Origin of the sequence: Actinomadura sp. CNU-125 (assembly GCF_001942465.1) — a bacterium.
Classification (GTDB): domain Bacteria; phylum Actinomycetota; class Actinomycetes; order Streptosporangiales; family Streptosporangiaceae; genus Spirillospora.
The window spans coordinates 1-17104 of sequence record NZ_MKJY01000093.1 but is presented as its reverse complement, the minus strand read 5'-3'; the positions used below and the strand labels follow the sequence as shown (position 1 = coordinate 17104).

Below are 17104 nucleotides of genomic sequence, written 5' to 3'. Positions count from 1 at the left end.
GGGCAGGGCGGCGACGCGCGCCGCGACGGACGCGGCGTCGCGGTCGGCGAGCAGCGCGGCGATGACCTGGGGCGGGACGGCCGCCCCGCGCGGCGTCGGCGGCGAGCAGCAGGTTCAGGAATCCGTGCTGGTCGAAGCCGGTCTCCGGGTCGGTGTTGCGGACGGGATGGTGCAGCCCCGCGGTCGCCTTGAACGGGACGCCCGCGCCGACGACGAGCACGACCGCGGCGGCCAGTTCGTCCGGGTCCGGGTAGAGATCGTGGGTGATGCCGCCCGTGCGGAACTTCGCGCGGTGCCCGGACGCCGCGAGCGCCGCGACGATCGCGGGGCGGCGCTCGTCCCGCGGCACCTCCACGTGGACCGGGACGTCGGTGCGCAGCCCGTCCACCGCGCGGATCAGCTCCGCCGCCGTCCAGCCGGACGGGACGGCGACTTCGAGTCCGCGCAGGTCGACGGGGAGGTCGGCGGCGGCCGCGAGGGCGCCCGCGGCCTGCGCGGGTCCGGCGGGCGCGGTGACCGTCAGGTCGAGCGGACGGTCGGCGTCGAGGAGCGGCGCGAGGTCGTCCAGTGCCGTCGCGGGCAGGACGAGCGGGCCCACCATCTCCGCGTACGGCGCGGCGCGGTGGCGGCGGTGCGCGGGGACGGCTTCGGCGAGCGGCGCGCGTCCGGGCGGGAACACTGCGGCGTCGTCGCACAGCCCGGCGGCGAAGGCGGGCAGGTCCGCGTCCGTCATGCCGGCCCCCGTCCCGCCCACGTCCACACGTACGCGCCGTCGTCGCAGGCCGTGCCGCCCTCGCCGAGTTCGAGCGGGCGGAACGTGTCGACCATGACGGCCAGCTCGTCGAAGAACTCGGCGCCGATGCTGCGCTCGTACGCGCCGGGCTGCGGACCGTGCGCGAGGCCGCCGGGGTGCACCGACACCGAGCCCGGCCCGATGCCGGAGCCCTTGCGGGCCTCGTAGTCGCCGCCGCAGTAGAACATGATCTCGTCGGAGTCGACGTTGGAGTGGTAGTACGGCACCGGGATCGACAGCGGGTGGTAGTCCACCTTGCGGGGCACGAAGTTGCACACGACGAAGCCCGGCCCCTCGAACACCTGGTGGGCGGGCGGCGGCTGGTGGACCCGCCCGGTGATCGGCTCGAAGTCGGCGATGTCGAACGTGAACGGGTACAGGCACCCGTCCCAGCCGACGACGTCGAACGGGTGCCGCGCGTAGGTCATGCGGGTGCCGACGATCCCGGCGGACGTGCGGTGCTTCACGAGGACTTCGACGTCCGTGCCGTCCGCCTGGAGGGGCTCGCCGGGGCCGTGCAGGTCGCGCTCGCAGTAGGGCGCGTGTTCGAGGAACTGCCCGAACCGCGACAGGTACCGCTTGGGCGGCGCGATGTGCCCGTTCGCCTCGATCGCGTACGTGCGCAGCGGCCCGTCGCCGGTGGGAAGCCAGCGGTGCGTCGCCGACATGGGAATGACCACGTAGTGGCCCTGCCGGGCGTGCAGGGTCCCGAAGATCGTCTCGACGGTCGCCGACCCGGACTCGACGTAGACCACCTCGTCGCCGACGGCGTTGCGGTACAGCGGCGAGTCGGCGGCGGACACGGCGTAGGAGATGCGGACGTCGCCGTTGCCGAGCACGAGCCGCCGTCCGGTCACCGCGTCGGTCGCCGCCCACCGCTCCTCGGGGAACAGGTCGTGCAGCCGCAGGTGGCGGGGCTTCAGCGGATGGTTCGGCGTGGTCGCGGCGGCCGGGACGTCCCAGGGGCGCGCGTCGACGATCGCCGACGGGATCTCGCGGTGGTAGAGCAGCGACGAGTCGGCGGAGAAGCCCTCCTCGCCCATCAGCTCCTCGTAGTACAGCCGTCCCTCGCCGTCCCGGTGCTGGGTGTGGCGCTTGGGCGGCACGTCGCCGACCCGGAGGTAGTGGGCCATGCTCCTCGCCTCCCGAATGTAGTAAATGGATTAACTATTTTTTGCCGACACTACGGCTCTTCTCCGCCGCAGGGAAGACCTAACGGATGTGCGGGCGTGCGGGCGCGCGCGCGGGCTAGCTGCGCTCGCGGGCGCCGAACCGCGTGCGTCCGTCGATCAGCTTGTCCAGCAGCATGATCAGCATCTGCTGCTCGGTCTCGCTGAGGACGTCCGCCCACTGCTTCTCGCGCTCGTGCTGGGCCGCGAAGATCTCCAGCATCGCCGTGCGGCCCCGCTCGGTCAGCGACAGGATCACCGACCGGCCGTCCCGCTCGCCGCGCGTGCGCTCCAGCATCCCGTCCGCGACGAGCGTCTTGGCGAGGTTCGACACCGCCGCCCGGCTCATCCCGGCCAGCGTCGCGGCCCGGCCCGGCTCCAGCGGCCCGGCCAGCCAGGTGACGAACAGCAGCCGGAACCCCGCCCACGAGTGGCCGCGCGGCCGGTGCACCGTCGACTCCAGGTCGTAGGTGACGATCGCCGACGCCCGGTTCAGCGTGAGCAGCAGCCGGGTCGCCAGCCGGTGCGGGAACCCGAACTCCTCGGCCAGCCGGCCGCCCGCGAGGTCGACGAACGACCAGAAGTCCAGTTCGCCGACCCCGGGGCCGTCACGATCGTCCATGGCCGCAACACTAACGGCGCCCGAACGGTTCACGGTTTGATCAGTTCCCGATCAGTTCCCGATCAGTTCCCGATCAGTTCCCGACCGGTTCCGACGCCGGAGCCGCCTTCGCGGAGGCCGCACGGCGCGGATCGTCCCGGGGCACCCGCAGGAACGCGAGCATCACCGCGCAGATCACCAGGCAGGCGATCGGGAAGTACAGGCCGACCGACACGTCGTCCGCCGTCGCGTTCTGCCCGATCACGTACGGGCCGAAGAACCCGCCCAGCGCGGCGATCGAGTTGATCGCGGCCAGCCCGACGGCCGTGTGCTCGCGCGACAGCACCCGCGCGGCCATCGCCCAGTACGGCGCCATGTAGCCGAGCACGCCGATCCCGACGAGCGACAGGCACGCGAGCGCGAGCGCGGGCTGGTGCCGGAACCAGATCGTCCCGAGCAGCCCCGCCGCCGCGATCAGCATCAGCGCGATCACGTGCCACCGGCGCTCGCCCGTCCGGTCGGAATTGCGCGCGACCAGCACCATCCCGATCGCGCCCACCAGGAACGGGATCGCGCCGAGGAACCCGATGTTCGTCGCCGAGTACGACGGGTCCATCTGCTCGACGATCTTCGGCAGGAAGAACGTGAACCCGTACAGCCCGCACGCGGCGAAGAAGTTCGCGACCGCGAGGTACAGCACCTTCCGGTTCCGGACGACCTTCAGCTCGTCCAGCGGTCCGTGCGACTTCTGCGGCGTGTACTCCTTCGCGATCTCGCCGTCCAGCCAGGAGCTCTCCTCCCGCGTCAGCCAGCGGGCCTTGCCCGGGACGTCCGGCAGGAGGAGCAGCACGACGACGCCGATCAGGATCGCCCTGGAGGATGAACACCCAGCGCCAGCTGCTCATGTCGAGCCAGTGCACGTGGTCGAGGATCAGTCCGCCGGTGAGGCTGCCGAGGATCATCGCGACCGGCTGCGCCAGCGCGAGCCCCGCGATCGCCCGTCCGCGCTCCTGCGTCCGGAACCACAGCGTCAGGTAGAGCAGCAGGCCGGGGAACAGGCCCGCCTCCGCGACGCCCAGCAGGATCCGGGCCGCGTACAGCTGCGTGACGTCGTGCACGAAGCCGGTCAGGGCGGTCACGATGCCCCAGCTGATCGCGATCCGGGCCAGCCACAGCCGCGCCCCGACCCGCTTCATGATCATGTTGCTGGGGATCTCGAACACCACGTAGGCGAGGAAGAAGATCGCCGACGCGGTGCCGAACACCGCCGTGGTGACCGCCAGCTCGTTCTCCATGCCGAGCTGCGCGTACGAGATGTTGGCACGGTCCATGTAGTTGAACACGTAGAGCAGGCCGATGATCGGCATGATCCGGAGCGACACCTTCCGGACCGTGCGGCGTCCGATATCGCTGTCCCCGGGGACGGCGGTCGTGTTCGCCATGTCGTTCTCCTCGGTGGGGGTGGGACGGGTGGGGCGGACGGCCGTCAACCGGCCGCAGACGTCGGGACGGTCGTCGGATCGGTGGTCGGATCGGTGGTCGCGGCGGCGGTGCGGCCCGCGATGCGGCCCATCGTGAGGGCGCCCGCGACCGAGTTGCCGCCCCCGACGTACCGTCGGCCGAGCACGCCCGCGCCCGCCTCGCCCGCCGCGAACAGGCCCGGGACGCCTCGCCGCCCGCGTCGAGCACCCGCGCGGACGCGTCGATCTCCAGCCCCGCGTGGGTGCAGACCAGCTCGGCGGGCAGCATCCGGACGGCGTAGAACGGGCCCTGGTCGATCGGGTCGGGGTGCGCGTCCGAGCCCTTGTTCGCGAGGGTGCGGTGCCTGCGGAAGTCGGGGTCGCGGCCGTGCGGGAGCGTGTCGTTCCAGCGGCGCACCGCCGCGCGGAGCGCGTCCGCCGGGACGCCGATCGCCGCCGCGAGGCCGTCGAGGGTGCCGGCCCGCGCCGTCCGTCCGGCGTCGGCCTCCCGCGCGACGTGCTCGGGCGTCCAGTGCGCGTACCCGGGGGGCAGCCCGAGCCGGGCGCGCTCGTCGAACACCGCCCACACCGGGCCGGGCTGCGCGTCGATGATCCCGCCCGACACCGCGTACGAGGCGTCCTCGTCCATGAACCGGCGGCCGTGCCCGTTCACGTGGATCCGCGACTTCGGCGGGAACCCCGACTGCCAGTGGTGCAGCCGCTGGAAGTACGCCGTCGGAAGCAGCAGTCCCTGGCCGTCGCCCGCGACGGCGGCGCCGACCTGCTCACCGAACCGCATGTGGTCGCCGCGCGCGCCCGGCGCCGCCACGACGAACAGGTCGTCGCCCGCCCGCAGCGCCGCCGGGTAGTGGCGTTCGAGCAGGTCACGGTCGTGCGCGAGGCCGCCGGTGGCGACCACGACCGCGCGGGCCCGCACGTCCAGGCCGTCCGCGACGACCCCGGCGACCCGGCCGTCCTCCTCGATCAGCCGTTCCACCCGCGTGTTCGGGACGATCTCCACGCCGTTCGCGCGGCAGGCCCGCACGAGCGTCCGGACGATCCCGAGGCCCTGGTCGCGCGGGACGTGCCCGCGCCACACGTCCTCGACGCCCGCCTGGCAGAGGCCCGGCATGTGCGCGTTGTGCGACACGGCCGCCGGGACCTCCACGCCGAGGCCGATCAGCCACTCCAGCGTCGGCGCCGCGTTCCGGCAGAACGCCATGATCAGGCCGGGGTTGAGCATCCAGTGGTTGAGGTCCATGTAGTGCTGGAAGAAGCGTTCCGGCGAGTCCTCGATGCCGAGCCCCGCCTGCACGCCGGTGCCCGCCGCGGTGAACATGCCCGCCGACAGTTGCGTGGAGCCGCCCGGTTCCCGCTCCGATTCCAGCAGCAGGACGGCGGCGCCCGCCTCGGCGGCGGTGGCCGCGGCGGCGAGGCCCGCGCCGCCGCCGCCGATGACGATCACGTCCGGGTTCATCCGAGGTCACCTCCGGTGTCGGCGAGGACGCGGTGGTACAGGCCGTTGCTCACGAGGCCGCCGTCGACGGTCACCTCGGAGCCGGTCAGGTAGGTGGAGCGGTCCGACAGCAGGAACAGGACGGCGTCGGTGATCTCCTCCGGGCGTCCGGTGCGCCCGGCGGGGATGCTCCGCACGAGCGACTCGACGAACGCGTCCGCACCGTCCAGCAGTGCGGTGCCGACCGGCCCGGGATGCAGCGAGTTGACGCGGACGCCCCACTCGGCGAAGTTGCCCGCGGCCGACTTCGACAGGCCGGTCAGTCCCCACTTGCTTGCCGAGTAGGCGGGGGAGAAGTAGCCGATCTGCCCCGAGATGGACGAGACGTTCACGATGGAGCCGCCGCCGGAGTCGCGCATCAGCGGCGCCGCCGCCCGCATTCCGTGGAACGGTCCGGTCAGGTTGATGCGCAGGACCCGCTCCCACACCTCCTCCGTGGTGTCCATGAACTCCAGCCGCCGCGAGATCCCGGCGTTGTTCACCAGGCCGCCCAGTTCGCCCCGCTCCGCCCGGATCTCCGCGATCACGCGCGCCCACGCGGACGCGTCCGTCACGTCCAGTTCGTGCGCGCTCGCCGAACCCCCGGCCGCGCGGATCTCCGCCGCGACCGGCCCCGCGTCGGCGACGTCCGCGACGCACACGTGCACGCCCCGCGCGCCGAGCGCCCGCGCGTGGCCCGCGCCCATGCCGCCCGCCGCGCCCGTGACCAGCACCGTCCCCGGGTAGCGGACGGTGTCGGCGTGCGCGACGTCAGACATGCCGGGACCCGCCGTCGACCGCGATGCCGTGCCCGGTCACGTACCGGGCACTGTCGGACAGCAAGAACAGCAGCGGCCCCACGACCTCCTCCGGCGACCCGAGCCGGTGCAGCGGGACGACGTCCAGCGCGTGCCGCAGCGCCGCCCGGTCCTCCCGCACCCAGCGGGTCATCTCGGTGTCGATGTAGCCGGGCGCGATCGAATTGACCCGGATGCCCTGATCGCCCAGCTCGACCGCCAGCGACTCCGTCAGGTGCGCGACCGCCGCCTTCGACGCGCAGTACGCGCCGCGGCCCCGCCGCACGCGCGCCGCCGACACCGACGACATGTTCACGATCGCCCCGCCCGGCCGCATGTGCCGCGCCGCCGCCTGCGCCCCGAACAGCACCCCCTCGACGTTCACCGACAGCGCCGCGCGGATCTGCGCCGGGGTGATGCCGTCGACCTCCGCGAACGGGAAGACCCCGGCGTTGTTCACCCAGAAGTCGAGCCGCCCGAACTCGGCGACGACGCTCTCCGCGACCGCGTCGTGGTCTTCGGCCTTCGTCACGTCCATGCCGGTCGGCACGACCCGTCCCGGACGGTCCGCGCCCGCGACCTCCTCGGCGATCTCCTTCGCAGTGACGGCCATCGCGTCCGCGTCGATGTCGGCCCCGACGACGTCCACGCCGCGCCGGGCGAGCGCCGCCGCGAACCGCGCCCCCATGCCCCGCGCGCGCCCGTCACCACGGCGACCTTCCCGCGCAGCTCCGGGTACACGGCCGTCACCGGCGTCCCGTCGACGCGCCCGGGCCCGGCCGGTTCGGCGGTCTCGCTCATCGCTGCTGCTCCTTCGTGTCGTGCCGTTCGTGCCGTTCGATGCCGCCGTCGCGCCGGACGACGCGGCGGGCGATCAGCCACCGCCCGCCCGCCGAGTCGTCGTCGCGGACGAGGTCGTCGGTGACGACGGTCATCCGGTCCAGGCGCGGCTCGCCGCCGTCCGGAGTGCTCACTATCTGCAGGTATGCATGGACGAGGGCGGTGCGTTCGTCCATCCGCTCGGCGAACACGTTCGTCAGGACGTGCCGGACGGTGACGCCCGCGGCCCGCGCGTCGGCGGCGAACCGTGCGGCGAACGCGGTCAGCTCGGCCGTCCCGACGACGGGCCGCGGATAAGTGGGCGAGCGGAACTCGCCGTCCGGGGTGAAGGTCGCCGCCCACTCGCGCGCCCGGCCGCCGTCGATGAGGTGGCTCTGCGCCCCGTACAGCCGGTGCAGCGACTCGAACATCGAACGAACCTCTCGTGTGTGCTATTATCGCACGCAACGTGCGAAGTACGGACACAGTAGGTAACGTGACTCACACGCGTCAAGAGGAGGCCCATGTCAGCGGGCGGCGGCGGTACGGTCCCCGATGTGGTGCCCCCCGAGATCGACTCCGCAATGTCGAAGACCCTGCACAACGGCCTGCAGATCCTGGAACTGCTCGTCGGGCACCCGCAGGGCCTCACCCTCACCGAGATCGCCGAAAGCGTCGGCGTGCACCGCACCGTCGCGCACCGGCTCGTCCGCACCCTGGAGGCCCACCGGCTCTGCCGCCGCGACCGCTTCAAGCGGATCTCGCTCGGCGCCGGCCTCGTCGAACTCGCCGAACCCGTCGAGCAGGACCTGCGCACCCTCGCGCGTCCCGTCCTTGAGGAACTGACCGACGCCGCCCAGGCCACCGCCCACCTCGTCGTCCGCGAGGACGCGCCCGGGTGCGGATGCTCATGATCGTCGAACCCCGGCGCGCCCCCATGCACGTCGCGTTCCGCGTCGGCCAGCTCGACCCCGTCGACCGCGGCTCCGCCGGTCTCGCGATGCTCGCCGCGCTCCCGCCCGTCCCCGGCGAACGCCCCGAGGTCGCCCTCGCCCGCGAGCGCGGCTTCGCCGTCTCCTACGGCGAGATCCGCTCCTCGATCATCGGCGTCTCCGCCGTCGTCCCCGGCGCCCGGACGCAGACCAGCGTGGGCCTGTCGCTGTTCGAGGCGTCCGACGAGGACGAACTCGGCCGCGCCGTCCTCGACGCCGCCGCCCGTCTCGGCGCACTCCTGCGCTGACGCCGCCCGGGTGTCGTCCGTGCTCCATCGGGCATCCCGTGATCGGGACGACACGGGAAGTGCGGAGGTGGGGGCCGGTGCCGACGGTCGCGGAACAGTTCATCGAGGTCCTGCGCCGGGCCGGCGTCCGCCGGATCTACGGCGTCGTCGGCGACAGCCTCAACCCCGTCGTCGACGCCGTCCGCCGCACCGGCGGGATCGACTGGGTGCACGTCCGCAACGAGGAGGCCGGTGCCTTCGCGGCCGCCGCCGAGGCCCAGACGACCGGACGGCTCGCCGTGTGCGCCGGAAGCTGCGGCCCCGGCAACACCCACCTCGTCCAGGGCCTCTACGACGCCCACCGCTCGGGCGCGCCCGTCCTCGCGCTCGCGTCACAGATCCCGAGCACCCAGATCGGCACGAGTTACTTCCAGGAGACGCACCCCGAACGCCTCTTCGTCGACTGCAGCCACTACTGCGAGGCGATCGGCACCCCGGAGCAGATGCCCCGCATCCTCCGGACGGCGATCCAGCACGCGATCGGGCTCGGCGGCGTCTCCGTCCTCACCCTCGCCGGGGACGTCGCCGCCTGCGACGCCGTGAACCCCACGGGCGAGCACGACTTCCTCGTCGACCGCGGCATCGTCCGTCCGCCCGCCGACCAGATAGACCAGCTGGCGCGCGCGCTGAACCACGCCGACAAGGTCATGCTGTTCTGTGGCGCGGGCACACGGCACGCGCGCTCCGAAGTGATGGCACTCGCCTACAAGACCCTCGCCCCAGTGGGCCATGCCCTCAGAGGCAAGGAATGGATCCAGTTCGCCAACCCCTTCGACGTCGGCATGAGCGGACTCCTCGGCTACGGCGCCTGCTACGACGCCATGCAGGAAGCCGACCTCGTCCTCCTCCTCGGCACCGACTTCCCCTACGACGACTTCCTGCCCCTGCAGAACACGATCCAGATCGACCACAACCCGTCCCACCTGGGCCGCCGCACACCCCTTGACCTCGCCGTCCACGGCGACGTGGGCGAAACCCTGCGGCTCGTCCTCGACCGTGTCGAACAGAAACGAGACCGCACCTACCTGGAGGCGATGCTGCGCCAGCACACGCGCGCGCTCGAAAACGTCGTCTCCGCCTACACGCGCGACATCGAGAAACACACGCCGATCCACCCCGAATACGTCGCGAGCGTCCTCGACGACCTCGCCGCCGACGACGCGATCTTCACCGTCGACACCGGCATGTGCAACGTGTGGGCCGCCCGCTACATCACCCCGAACGGACGCCGCCGCGTGATGGGCTCGTTCGTCCACGGCTCGATGGCCAACGCCCTCCCGCACGCCATCGGCGCCCAATACGGCGCCCCCGGCCGCCAGGTCATCTCGATGTCCGGCGACGGCGGCCTCGCCATGCTGCTCGGCGAACTCCTCACCGTCCGCCTGCACCGGATCCCCGTCAAGACGATCGTGTTCAACAACGCGTCCCTCGGCATGGTGCGCCTCGAAATGATGGTCGACGGCTTCCCCGCCTACGAGACCGACCACGAACCCGCCGACTTCGCCGCGATCGCCGCCGCCGCCGGGATCGAGTCGGCCCGCGTCGAACGCCCCGGCGACGTCCGTCCCGCCATCGAACGCGCCCTCGCCCTCCCCGGCCCCTACCTCCTCGACGTCGTCACCGACCCGAACGCCCTCTCCCTCCCGCCGCACATCACCCCGAAGCAGATCAAGGGGTTCGCGCTCTCCGCGGGCAAGACCGTCCTCACCGGCGGCGTCGGCAAGATGCTCGACCTCGCCCGCAGCAACCTCCGCAACATCCCCCGCCCCTGACGCGGGGAACAAAAACCGCGACCTCCCGGTTGGCCCGGGCAACGAAAGGGGGCACGACATGTACGAGGAGTTCCAGAGGGCGCGCATGTTCTTCGACGCGAAGGACTACGTCACCGCCGCGCGGCTGCTCGCCCCCATCGTCGAGGAGGCTCCCGGCAACCGGTCCGCCGTCGAGCTGCTGGCCCGCGCCTACTTCCACAGCGCCCAGCTCGGCCGCGCCGAGCGGACGCTCCGCGCGCTCCTCGACCTGGACCCGAGCGACGGCTGGGCGCACGAGGTCCTCGCCCGGACCCTCGAACGGCAGAGCCGTCCCGGCGAGGCGCGCGTCCACCACAACCTCGCCGCCGCCATGGGCGTCGTCCCGCCCGCCCCGGTCGACGTCTCCCTCACCGCCGCCGACCTGGCCTAGGCTTCGCCCGTGGCGATCGAACCCCCCGTCGAAGACCTGCTCGACTCCATCGAGGCCGTGGACGCCGACGGCTGGTATCCGGCCGTCGACGTCCACCGGCCATGGTCGGCGGCGAACCCGCAGATCACCGGAGAATTCGCCCGTCCGGACGCGATCCGGCCCTACCTGCGCCGCGAACTGTCCGCGCTGCTGAAGGCCGGCGCGACCGTGACCGTCCGCGCGTCCCGTCCCGCCCTGGCGTTCGACGACCCCGGCTTCTTCGACGCCCTCGACGAAGACCGCGTCGACCTGCGCCACAAGAAACTCTTCCTGTTCGGCCCCGAACGGATGGCGCTCTCCCTCGACCGCCTCTCGCACTACTGCGGGACGCCCGCCGAACAGTTCCAGCGGCACGTCCTGTTCACGAACTACGCGATGCACGTCGAGGCGTTCCGCGAACGGTTCCCGGACGCCGCGGGACCGTCCCGTCCGGGCGTCCAGATGCCCGCCTGGCACCAGCGCACCCCGGACGGCACCGGCGTGAGCCTCGTCAACATCGGCGTCGGCCCGTCCAACGCCAAAACGATCACCGACCACCTCGCGGTGCTCCGCCCCGACACCATGGTCATGATCGGCCACTGCGGCGGCCTCCGGAACCACCAGGCCCTCGGCGACTTCGTGCTCGCCACCGCCTACCAGCGCGCCGACCACGTCCTCGACGAGGTCCTCCCCCTCGACATCCCCGTCATCCCGAACCACCGGCTCAACACCGTCCTGCTCGACAGCCTCGACGCCGCGAACGCCCGCTACCGCCTCGGCGTCGTCCACACCACCGACAACCGCAACTGGGAGTTCAACCAGGGCCGCACCCTCGCGATGATGAAGAGCGCCCGCAGCATCGCCGTCGACATGGAATCCGCGACGATCGCCGCGAACGGCTTCCGCTACCGCATCCCCAACGCGACGCTCCTGTGCGTCTCCGACAAACCCCTCCACGCCGAACCCAAACTCTCCGACGGCGCCCGCTCCTTCTACGAGGCCAGCAAACGGCACCACCTCGACATCGCCCTCGCCGCCCTCGACCGCGTCCGGCGCGAGTACCCCGACGGCCTCCCCAACCAGGAACTCCGCGCCGCCGACGAACCCCTCCTCGGCGCCGATCAGACCCGGTAACGCAGCAGCACCACCCCGGACCGGAACGGACGGCACTCGACCAGCCGCAACCGCGGCGTCGAGACCTCGAACAGCCGCGCGCCCCGTCCGAGCACCACGGGATGGACGAACAACCGGTACTCGTCCACGAGCCCCGCGGCGATGAGCGCGTGCACCAGCGTGATGCTCCCCGTCGTCACGATGTCCGCGCCCGGACGCTCCTTCAGCGCCCGGATCTCGTCCCCGAGATCCCCGCGCAGCACCGTGCTGTTGACCCACCCCGGATCACGCCTCGTGCGAGACACCACGTACTTCGCCACCCGGTCGAGATACTCCCCGACCCCTCCCGGCACATCCGCGTGCTCCGGCCAGTAGCCGCGCATGTCGTCGAACGTCCGCCGCCCGAACACCACCGCGTCCGCCGCCGCACTCTGCTCCCGAACCGCCTCCGCGACGTCGTCCTCGCCCCCGACGTCGAACCACCCTCCCGTCGCGTCGATCACCCCGTCGAGCGTGATGTTCTCGGTGACGATCAAGTCCCGCATGCCGCCCCCCACGTCGTCCGTCCGTCGTGGGGGGGTTCCCGCGAAAGCCCGCACGAAGCAGACGTCCGGCGCTACTCCCAGTTGCACTCGTGGTCGAAGACGTCCTGTGGGTCGATGGCGTACTCCCAGGGAACATCCGAGTGCCACGTTTCGAGGTCCCAGGTCTCGCCGCCGAGCCGACCGAGGCCGGGAATCTCATAGGCGTACATGGCATGGCAGTGCAACTGCTTCCCGACCGAGTTCACTTCCGCTTGTGTCGCGTTCGGAAGGTACGGAGTGTTGGACCACACCTGCCGCCAATGCTCCTCGAAGTCGTCTTCGGCGTCCTGGAACCCGGCCTCGGTCGGAGACACATGGACCGAGCGACGACCGTTGCCGAGATTCGTGTAGACCTCGGTCTTGTACACCCAGTCCGTCAGGTTGTAGCCGACGTAGCCGACGCATTCGGAGTGGCAGACCTCGTAGGCGTTCGACTGGCCGGGACTCCAGAGCAACTGGCGGTCACCTTCGAACTGCTGGCGAACGCCGGTGTTGCTGTCGAGAATCCCGCCGATCTTCTGGCCGCTCATCTCGTCCGACGTCGGATAGCCGAAGGTGCCGCCTTCCCACCCCCACTGTCCCCACAGTTCGCCGATCCGCCCCAGCACCGCGTGCGCGCCATTGGACCTGGTGGGATGCCAGTAGAAGGTGCCGCCCTCGAACTCCTGCCGCTTGCCCTGCTGGTCCGGGTTTGTCAGCTCGTCCCCGACCGGATACCCGAGCTTCCCTCCTTCCCACCCGGAGGAAGCCCACTTGTCGCGGATCACGCCCCAAACGGGATGGGCTCCGGTTTGCGAAGTCCAGTAGATCGAGCCGCCCTGGAAGTGGGTGTATTTCCCGCGACCGTCCGGCGTGGTGAGTTCTTCGGTCGTCGGGCAGCCCAGCGGCGAACCCTGACCTCCCATGCTCCGGTACTTCTCCAGGATCGCGCCTCTGACCCACTTGCCGCAGACCACTTCGTCGGCGGACGCCGGGACCGCCTGCACGACCATGCCGGCGAATGCGCCGACGGTCAGCAGCGCCGCCGCCCGAACCCGCGATGCAACAGATCTCGGCCGCTTGGCCATGGCAGACCCTTTCCGGGAGCACTAAAGAACATCACTGTTCATTTGGATGCACGGTAGCAACCGCTCTCCACGCACCGGAAGGGCAAAAGAGAACACCCGATATGACGTAGATCACTCAGAGGTCGGCGCCGCCGGTGGCGTCGATGACCTGGGCCGTCACCCAGCGGGCGTCGTCGGACGCCAGGAACGCGGCGATGTCGGCGATGTCGTCCGGACGCCCCACCCGCCGCAGCGCGGTCCGCCCCGACCAGTGCTCGTCGGCCTCGGCGTTCCCCCGCAACCAGTCGGCGTTCATGTCGGTGTCGACGATGCCGGGGGCGACGGTGTTCGCGGTGATACCGCGCGGGCCGAGCAGCTCGGCGAGGTTGAGCGTGAACACGTCCATGGCGCCCTTGGTGGCCCCGTAGCCCATGATCGACGGCATCGCGAGCCGCGTCACGCCGCTGCCGATGTTGATGATCCGCCCCCCGTCCCGCAGCCGCGGCAGCGCCTGCTGGACGATGAAGAACGGTGCTCGCACGTTGACCGCGTACACCCGGTCGAACGCCTCCTCCGTCATCGACTCAAGGTCCTGGTAGAGCCCCTCGCCGGCGTTGTTCACGATGATGTCGACACCACCGGACGCGTACTGCGCGAGCTCCTTGTCGAAGGCGTCCCACAACCGGTGGGCGTCACCGTGCGTCCCCAGTTCGGCCTGCAACGCGAACGCGCGCCCACCGCCCGTCCGAATGCCCGCGACCACCTCGTCCGCCGACGCCGAGTCCCGCGCATAGGTGATCGCCACGATGGCGCCCTCCCGCGCGAAGCGCTCCGCGATCGCCCGTCCGATGCCCCGTCCACCGCCGGTGACCAGCGCGACCTTGCCGTCCAGTGCGTTCATGATGACTCCTTTATTGATTGATCACTCAAGAAAAGAACCTAGCACACTTCTTGAGCGAGCGCTCTACAATGGGGCCATGGCACAGCGACAGGGGGCCCGTGGACGGCCGCGCGGGTTCGACCGGGACGCCGCGCTGCGGCAGGCGATGACCCTCTTCTGGGAGCGCGGCTACGAGGCCACCTCGGTCAGCGACCTCACCACCGCGATGGGCATCCGCCCGGCCAGCCTGTACGCGGCGTTCGGCGACAAGAAAACGCTCTTCGAGGAGGCAGTGGCCCTCTTCGGCCAGCAGCCGCAGGGCACCTTCATCGCAGCCGCGCTCCGCGAAGCCCCCACCGCACGCGAAGCGTTCGAGCGGCTCCTCCGCGACGCCGCCGTCCACTACGCAGGCGGCCCCCACCCGCCCGGCTGCCTCGTCATCACCGCCGCGACCAACGTGACCGCCGAAGACGAAGAGATCGCGACCTTCCTACGCGACCGCCGCACCGCGAACAAAACCGCGTTCCGCGACCGTCTCCAGGCCGCCCAGGACGCCGGCGAACTACCCCCGACCGCCGACCCGACCACCCTCGCGGCCTACTTCGCCGCCGTACTCCAAGGCATGTCCCAACAAGCACGCGACGGCGCCGACGAACCCGAACTAACCCGAATAGCCGACCAAGCAATGGCCGCCTGGCCCCACTGACCGCCCCCCAACCGACGGCCGCCGCAACGCTCACGGGGCCGTCCCGCTTCAACGGACGTGGACAGGGACGTCATCGGGCCGGTGCGGGGAGGCGGAGTAGTGCTCGCAGGCGGGTGAGGAAACCGGCCGGGCGACGGCCGGTAGCGGTGTGGCAGCTCGGTGGGCGTGGGGCCGCGGACGTGCCGAGTCGCGACGTCGGGTGCGGCCGGAGGCGGGTGGCCGGGTGGGGTTCGAGGCGGGGGAGCAGATCGGGCGGCGGTGCCGGGGTGGACGGTGCTGGACGAGCCGGGGGCGGTGCCGGGCGGGTTGCGGCCAGGGCCGTCTGGATCATGTCGGCGAGGGTGAAGGGGCAGGCGGCCTCTAGGAGACGGTCGCCGACCATCGACCACCAGGAGCCCGTCCACTCGCCGTGCCAGGACGGGACGCCGGGGAAGCGGCGGGCCAGGGCCGCCTGGACTCTTTCGGGGTCTTGCTCCAGCCAGGCCGGGAAGGGTCCTGCGGCCGTGTTGTGCTCGTCGTGCATGGATCGGACCTCCGTTTTCCGATCGGGCCCCCGCGTTCGGCGCCGTCCTCGTCGACGGCGCTTGCGGACATGGATGCGCGGGGGCTCACACCTGCGCCACCGCCACCGCCACCGCGAACCGGCCCGGACGTGCGGCGGCGTGGCACCTCGGCGGACGTGCCCTGACGGGCCGGGCCCGGCGGCGGCGAACACCTTCCCGGCGTCCCAGACATGACGCCGGGGCGCCGGTCACGCCGGTCGAAGCTGCTGCGGGCAAGGGAACGGAGGGACGGCGTTGTGACAGGAGGGAGCCGTCCCGCCGCTCACGTCCTCACGGGTTCAAAACCGCGAAGACGACCTTGCCGGTGTTGCCGGACAGGGGCCGCACGCCCCAGTAGCGGGTGTACTGCTCGACGACGAACAGGCCGCGCCCGGACTCGCCGTCCAGATCGGCCCGCTGCACGCGCGGCTCCTCCCAGAGGGAGTCCTGCACCTCCATCCAGAGGGAGCCGTCCTCGTTGTGCCCGAGCCGGAACATGACGTCGTCGTCCCCGGTGGTGTGCCGGATCGCGTTGGTGACCAGCTCGCTCGCGACCAGGCACGGAACAAAGTCGTCCATCCCGGTCGGCCCGAGCACCAGCCGAATGAAGCCTCGAACTTCTCCGATTGACCTCAGGTGCCGCTTGACCACCATCTCGGCGTGCGCCGCCTCGATCATGTCCAGCCCTCCTCACTGAGTGTGGCGTACTGCACACATTCAGCCACTTGCAGGGCTAGAATTGGTATGCCAAGCGAAAGTGGCGAGCAAGAGCAAAGTCCCGGCCGTAGATGCAACTTACCGAGAGAGGTAAATGATCATGGCCGTACGACGCCAGCGTCCTCAGGAGTCCCCCGCCCTCGTCGCGCTCGGACGGCAGATGCGACGACTCCGAGAAGCCAAGAACATCAAGCAGGAGACGATCGCCCACCTGACGAAGGTGAGTGCCGCCCAGGTCAGCAGGATCGAGGCTGGCAAGAAGCGCGCCACCCGCTCCTACGTGGAGTTGGTGGACGACTATCTCGAAGCGGGCAGATCACTCGTCAGCCTGTGGGAGGACCTGAACAAGGACGGCCACCCCGTCCCGATCTGGTTCGACTGGCCGCAAATCGAAGCCGACGCGATCGATCTGACCTGCTATCAACTCTCGGTCATCGCGGGGTTGGCGCAGTGCCCGTCTTACGCAGCAGCGATCCTGGTGGGCAACGACGAAGCAGTGGCCGCTCGGCTGGAACGGCAAGCGATCATCGACAAGGAGAACCCACCCTCGATGACCTTCCTGGTCGACGAGCAGACGCTTTACCGGCAAGTCGGCACGGCCGAGACCATGAGGGAACAACTCGCACACCTGATCTCCTTGAGCGAGCGTCCCAACGTGACGGTCCAAGTGGTGCTGAGTAGCGGCGAGCACGGCGGGAACGGCAGCAGCTTCATCGTGGCTACGATGGCCGATATGAGCCAGGTAGCCTATATCGAAACGGCTATACGAGGGCTCACGACAGACAACCCCGAAGACTTGGCCGCACTGTCCCGCGTTCTGGTCGACCTGAGGTGCCACGGATCTTCCGGACAGGGCCCCAACTAGAGTTGGGGAGAACCGGAAGGGAAGGTCGTTGGCACGACA

20 protein-coding genes and 2 pseudogenes are annotated in these 17104 nt (G+C 70.9%); 7 read left to right on the top strand and 15 right to left on the bottom strand.

The window, feature by feature from the left end; genetic code table 11:
- From BJF79_RS55365 to BJF79_RS12360, 10 genes and pseudogenes are all read right to left on the bottom strand, one after another.
- Positions 1-733, bottom strand: a 733-nt coding sequence (locus BJF79_RS55365) for a hypothetical protein (protein ID WP_158079157.1), incomplete at its 3' end; no start/stop codon positions are given.
- Entirely contained in the window at positions 730-1926 is a 1197-nt protein-coding gene (locus tag BJF79_RS12390) for a homogentisate 1,2-dioxygenase (protein ID WP_075897212.1), read from the bottom strand. The genes BJF79_RS12390 and BJF79_RS55365, both read right to left, overlap by 4 nt.
- Before the next feature lie 115 nt (positions 1927-2041).
- Entirely contained in the window at positions 2042-2584 is a 543-nt protein-coding gene (locus tag BJF79_RS12385) for a MarR family winged helix-turn-helix transcriptional regulator (protein ID WP_075897210.1), read from the bottom strand.
- Between the two features lie 73 nt (positions 2585-2657).
- Positions 2658-3413 (bottom strand): MFS transporter, encoded by a 756-nt coding sequence (locus BJF79_RS59580; protein ID WP_262401915.1) that lies wholly within the window; start codon positions 3411-3413, stop codon positions 2658-2660.
- Positions 3414-3492: 79 nt separating this feature from the next.
- Positions 3493-3858, bottom strand: a pseudogene (locus BJF79_RS66765) (MFS transporter); the annotation flags it as partial.
- Positions 3762-3971 carry a hypothetical protein gene (locus tag BJF79_RS66760; protein WP_410050075.1) on the bottom strand — a complete coding sequence of 70 codons (210 nt, stop codon included), beginning with the start codon at positions 3969-3971 and terminating at the stop codon, positions 3762-3764. The gene BJF79_RS66760 and the pseudogene BJF79_RS66765, both read right to left, overlap by 97 nt.
- Positions 3972-4288: 317 nt before the next feature.
- Positions 4289-5500: pseudogene (locus tag BJF79_RS66755) on the bottom strand (FAD-dependent oxidoreductase); the annotation flags it as partial.
- Positions 5497-6297: an SDR family NAD(P)-dependent oxidoreductase gene (locus tag BJF79_RS12370; protein WP_075897208.1), complete on the bottom strand. Its 801-nt coding sequence runs from the start codon at positions 6295-6297 to the stop codon at positions 5497-5499. The gene BJF79_RS12370 and the pseudogene BJF79_RS66755, both read right to left, overlap by 4 nt.
- Complete coding sequence (locus BJF79_RS12365) at positions 6290-7003, bottom strand: SDR family NAD(P)-dependent oxidoreductase (protein ID WP_262401913.1); 714 nt, start codon at positions 7001-7003, stop codon at positions 6290-6292. The genes BJF79_RS12370 and BJF79_RS12365 overlap by 8 nt, the downstream gene beginning before the upstream one ends.
- Positions 7004-7112: 109 nt before the next feature.
- Entirely contained in the window at positions 7113-7565 is a 453-nt protein-coding gene (locus BJF79_RS12360; RefSeq protein WP_075897206.1) for a nuclear transport factor 2 family protein, read from the bottom strand.
- 153 nt (positions 7566-7718) lie between these two features.
- On the opposite strand from BJF79_RS12360, the gene BJF79_RS59575 reads away from it, so the two are divergent.
- The 5 genes from BJF79_RS59575 to BJF79_RS12340 all read left to right on the top strand — a co-directional run bounded on the left by BJF79_RS59575 (position 7719) and on the right by BJF79_RS12340 (position 11746).
- Positions 7719-8048, top strand: a complete 330-nt coding sequence (locus tag BJF79_RS59575; protein ID WP_262401912.1) for a helix-turn-helix domain-containing protein — start codon at positions 7719-7721, stop codon at positions 8046-8048.
- Positions 8045-8374: a hypothetical protein gene (locus tag BJF79_RS59570; protein ID WP_262401911.1), complete on the top strand. Its 330-nt coding sequence runs from the start codon at positions 8045-8047 to the stop codon at positions 8372-8374. The genes BJF79_RS59575 and BJF79_RS59570 overlap by 4 nt, the downstream gene beginning before the upstream one ends.
- Positions 8375-8451: 77 nt before the next feature.
- On the top strand, positions 8452-10185 hold the full coding sequence (locus tag BJF79_RS12350) for a pyruvate dehydrogenase (RefSeq protein ID WP_075897204.1): 1734 nt from the start codon (positions 8452-8454) through the stop codon (positions 10183-10185).
- A 58-nt stretch (positions 10186-10243) separates the two neighbouring features.
- Positions 10244-10594, top strand: coding sequence for a tetratricopeptide repeat protein (locus tag BJF79_RS12345; RefSeq protein WP_075897201.1), 351 nt, complete (start codon positions 10244-10246; stop codon positions 10592-10594).
- A gap of 9 nt (positions 10595-10603) precedes the next feature.
- The gene (locus BJF79_RS12340; RefSeq protein ID WP_075897199.1) at positions 10604-11746 is read left to right on the top strand and encodes an AMP nucleosidase; all 1143 of its coding nucleotides are present in this window, start codon (positions 10604-10606) and stop codon (positions 11744-11746) included.
- Here the strand turns inward: BJF79_RS12340 and BJF79_RS12335 are convergent.
- The 3 genes from BJF79_RS12335 to BJF79_RS12325 form a co-directional block, all read right to left on the bottom strand.
- Complete coding sequence (locus BJF79_RS12335) at positions 11734-12270, bottom strand: dihydrofolate reductase family protein (protein ID WP_075897197.1); 537 nt, start codon at positions 12268-12270, stop codon at positions 11734-11736. The two genes, BJF79_RS12340 and BJF79_RS12335, sit on opposite strands and share 13 nt — an antisense overlap.
- 71 nt (positions 12271-12341) lie before the next feature.
- Positions 12342-13376: an LGFP repeat-containing protein gene (locus tag BJF79_RS12330; protein ID WP_143219865.1), complete on the bottom strand. Its 1035-nt coding sequence runs from the start codon at positions 13374-13376 to the stop codon at positions 12342-12344.
- Between the two features lie 115 nt (positions 13377-13491).
- Entirely contained in the window at positions 13492-14256 is a 765-nt protein-coding gene (locus tag BJF79_RS12325; protein ID WP_075897193.1) for an SDR family oxidoreductase, read from the bottom strand.
- Between the two features lie 76 nt (positions 14257-14332).
- Between BJF79_RS12325 and BJF79_RS12320 the strand changes: the two genes are divergently transcribed.
- Positions 14333-14941, top strand: coding sequence for a TetR/AcrR family transcriptional regulator (locus BJF79_RS12320; protein WP_075897191.1), 609 nt, complete (start codon positions 14333-14335; stop codon positions 14939-14941).
- Positions 14942-15011: 70 nt separating this feature from the next.
- Here the strand turns inward: BJF79_RS12320 and BJF79_RS53110 are convergent, their stop codons facing one another.
- Together BJF79_RS53110 and BJF79_RS12315 are read right to left on the bottom strand one after the other, a co-directional pair.
- The gene (locus BJF79_RS53110) at positions 15012-15464 is read right to left on the bottom strand and encodes a hypothetical protein (RefSeq protein WP_143219864.1); all 453 of its coding nucleotides are present in this window, start codon (positions 15462-15464) and stop codon (positions 15012-15014) included.
- 310 nt (positions 15465-15774) lie between these two features.
- The gene (locus tag BJF79_RS12315; RefSeq protein WP_075897189.1) at positions 15775-16161 is read right to left on the bottom strand and encodes an ATP-binding protein; all 387 of its coding nucleotides are present in this window, start codon (positions 16159-16161) and stop codon (positions 15775-15777) included.
- 139 nt (positions 16162-16300) lie between these two features.
- Between BJF79_RS12315 and BJF79_RS12310 the strand changes: the two genes are divergently transcribed.
- Entirely contained in the window at positions 16301-17065 is a 765-nt protein-coding gene (locus tag BJF79_RS12310) for a helix-turn-helix domain-containing protein (RefSeq protein WP_158079156.1), read from the top strand.
- Positions 17066-17104: the final 39 nt, after the last annotated feature.

Coding starts and splice junctions, on each gene's coding strand:
- BJF79_RS12345 (WP_075897201.1), top strand. CDS start 10,244: ATGTACGAGGAGTTCCAGAGGGCGCGCATGTTCTTCGACGCGAAGGAC.
- BJF79_RS12335 (WP_075897197.1), bottom strand. CDS start 12,270: ATGCGGGACTTGATCGTCACCGAGAACATCACGCTCGACGGGGTGATC.
- BJF79_RS12325 (WP_075897193.1), bottom strand. CDS start 14,256: ATGAACGCACTGGACGGCAAGGTCGCGCTGGTCACCGGCGGTGGACGG.
- BJF79_RS12310 (WP_158079156.1), top strand. CDS start 16,301: ATGGCCGTACGACGCCAGCGTCCTCAGGAGTCCCCCGCCCTCGTCGCG.
- BJF79_RS59570 (WP_262401911.1), top strand. CDS start 8,045: ATGATCGTCGAACCCCGGCGCGCCCCCATGCACGTCGCGTTCCGCGTC.
- BJF79_RS12315 (WP_075897189.1), bottom strand. CDS start 16,161: ATGATCGAGGCGGCGCACGCCGAGATGGTGGTCAAGCGGCACCTGAGG.
- BJF79_RS12365 (WP_262401913.1), bottom strand. CDS start 7,003: ATGGGGGCGCGGTTCGCGGCGGCGCTCGCCCGGCGCGGCGTGGACGTC.
- BJF79_RS12330 (WP_143219865.1), bottom strand. CDS start 13,376: ATGGCCAAGCGGCCGAGATCTGTTGCATCGCGGGTTCGGGCGGCGGCG.
- BJF79_RS53110 (WP_143219864.1), bottom strand. CDS start 15,464: ATGCACGACGAGCACAACACGGCCGCAGGACCCTTCCCGGCCTGGCTG.
- BJF79_RS59575 (WP_262401912.1), top strand. CDS start 7,719: ATGTCGAAGACCCTGCACAACGGCCTGCAGATCCTGGAACTGCTCGTC.
- BJF79_RS12385 (WP_075897210.1), bottom strand. CDS start 2,584: ATGGACGATCGTGACGGCCCCGGGGTCGGCGAACTGGACTTCTGGTCG.
- BJF79_RS12390 (WP_075897212.1), bottom strand. CDS start 1,926: ATGGCCCACTACCTCCGGGTCGGCGACGTGCCGCCCAAGCGCCACACC.
- BJF79_RS12370 (WP_075897208.1), bottom strand. CDS start 6,297: ATGTCTGACGTCGCGCACGCCGACACCGTCCGCTACCCGGGGACGGTG.
- BJF79_RS12320 (WP_075897191.1), top strand. CDS start 14,333: ATGGCACAGCGACAGGGGGCCCGTGGACGGCCGCGCGGGTTCGACCGG.
- BJF79_RS12360 (WP_075897206.1), bottom strand. CDS start 7,565: ATGTTCGAGTCGCTGCACCGGCTGTACGGGGCGCAGAGCCACCTCATC.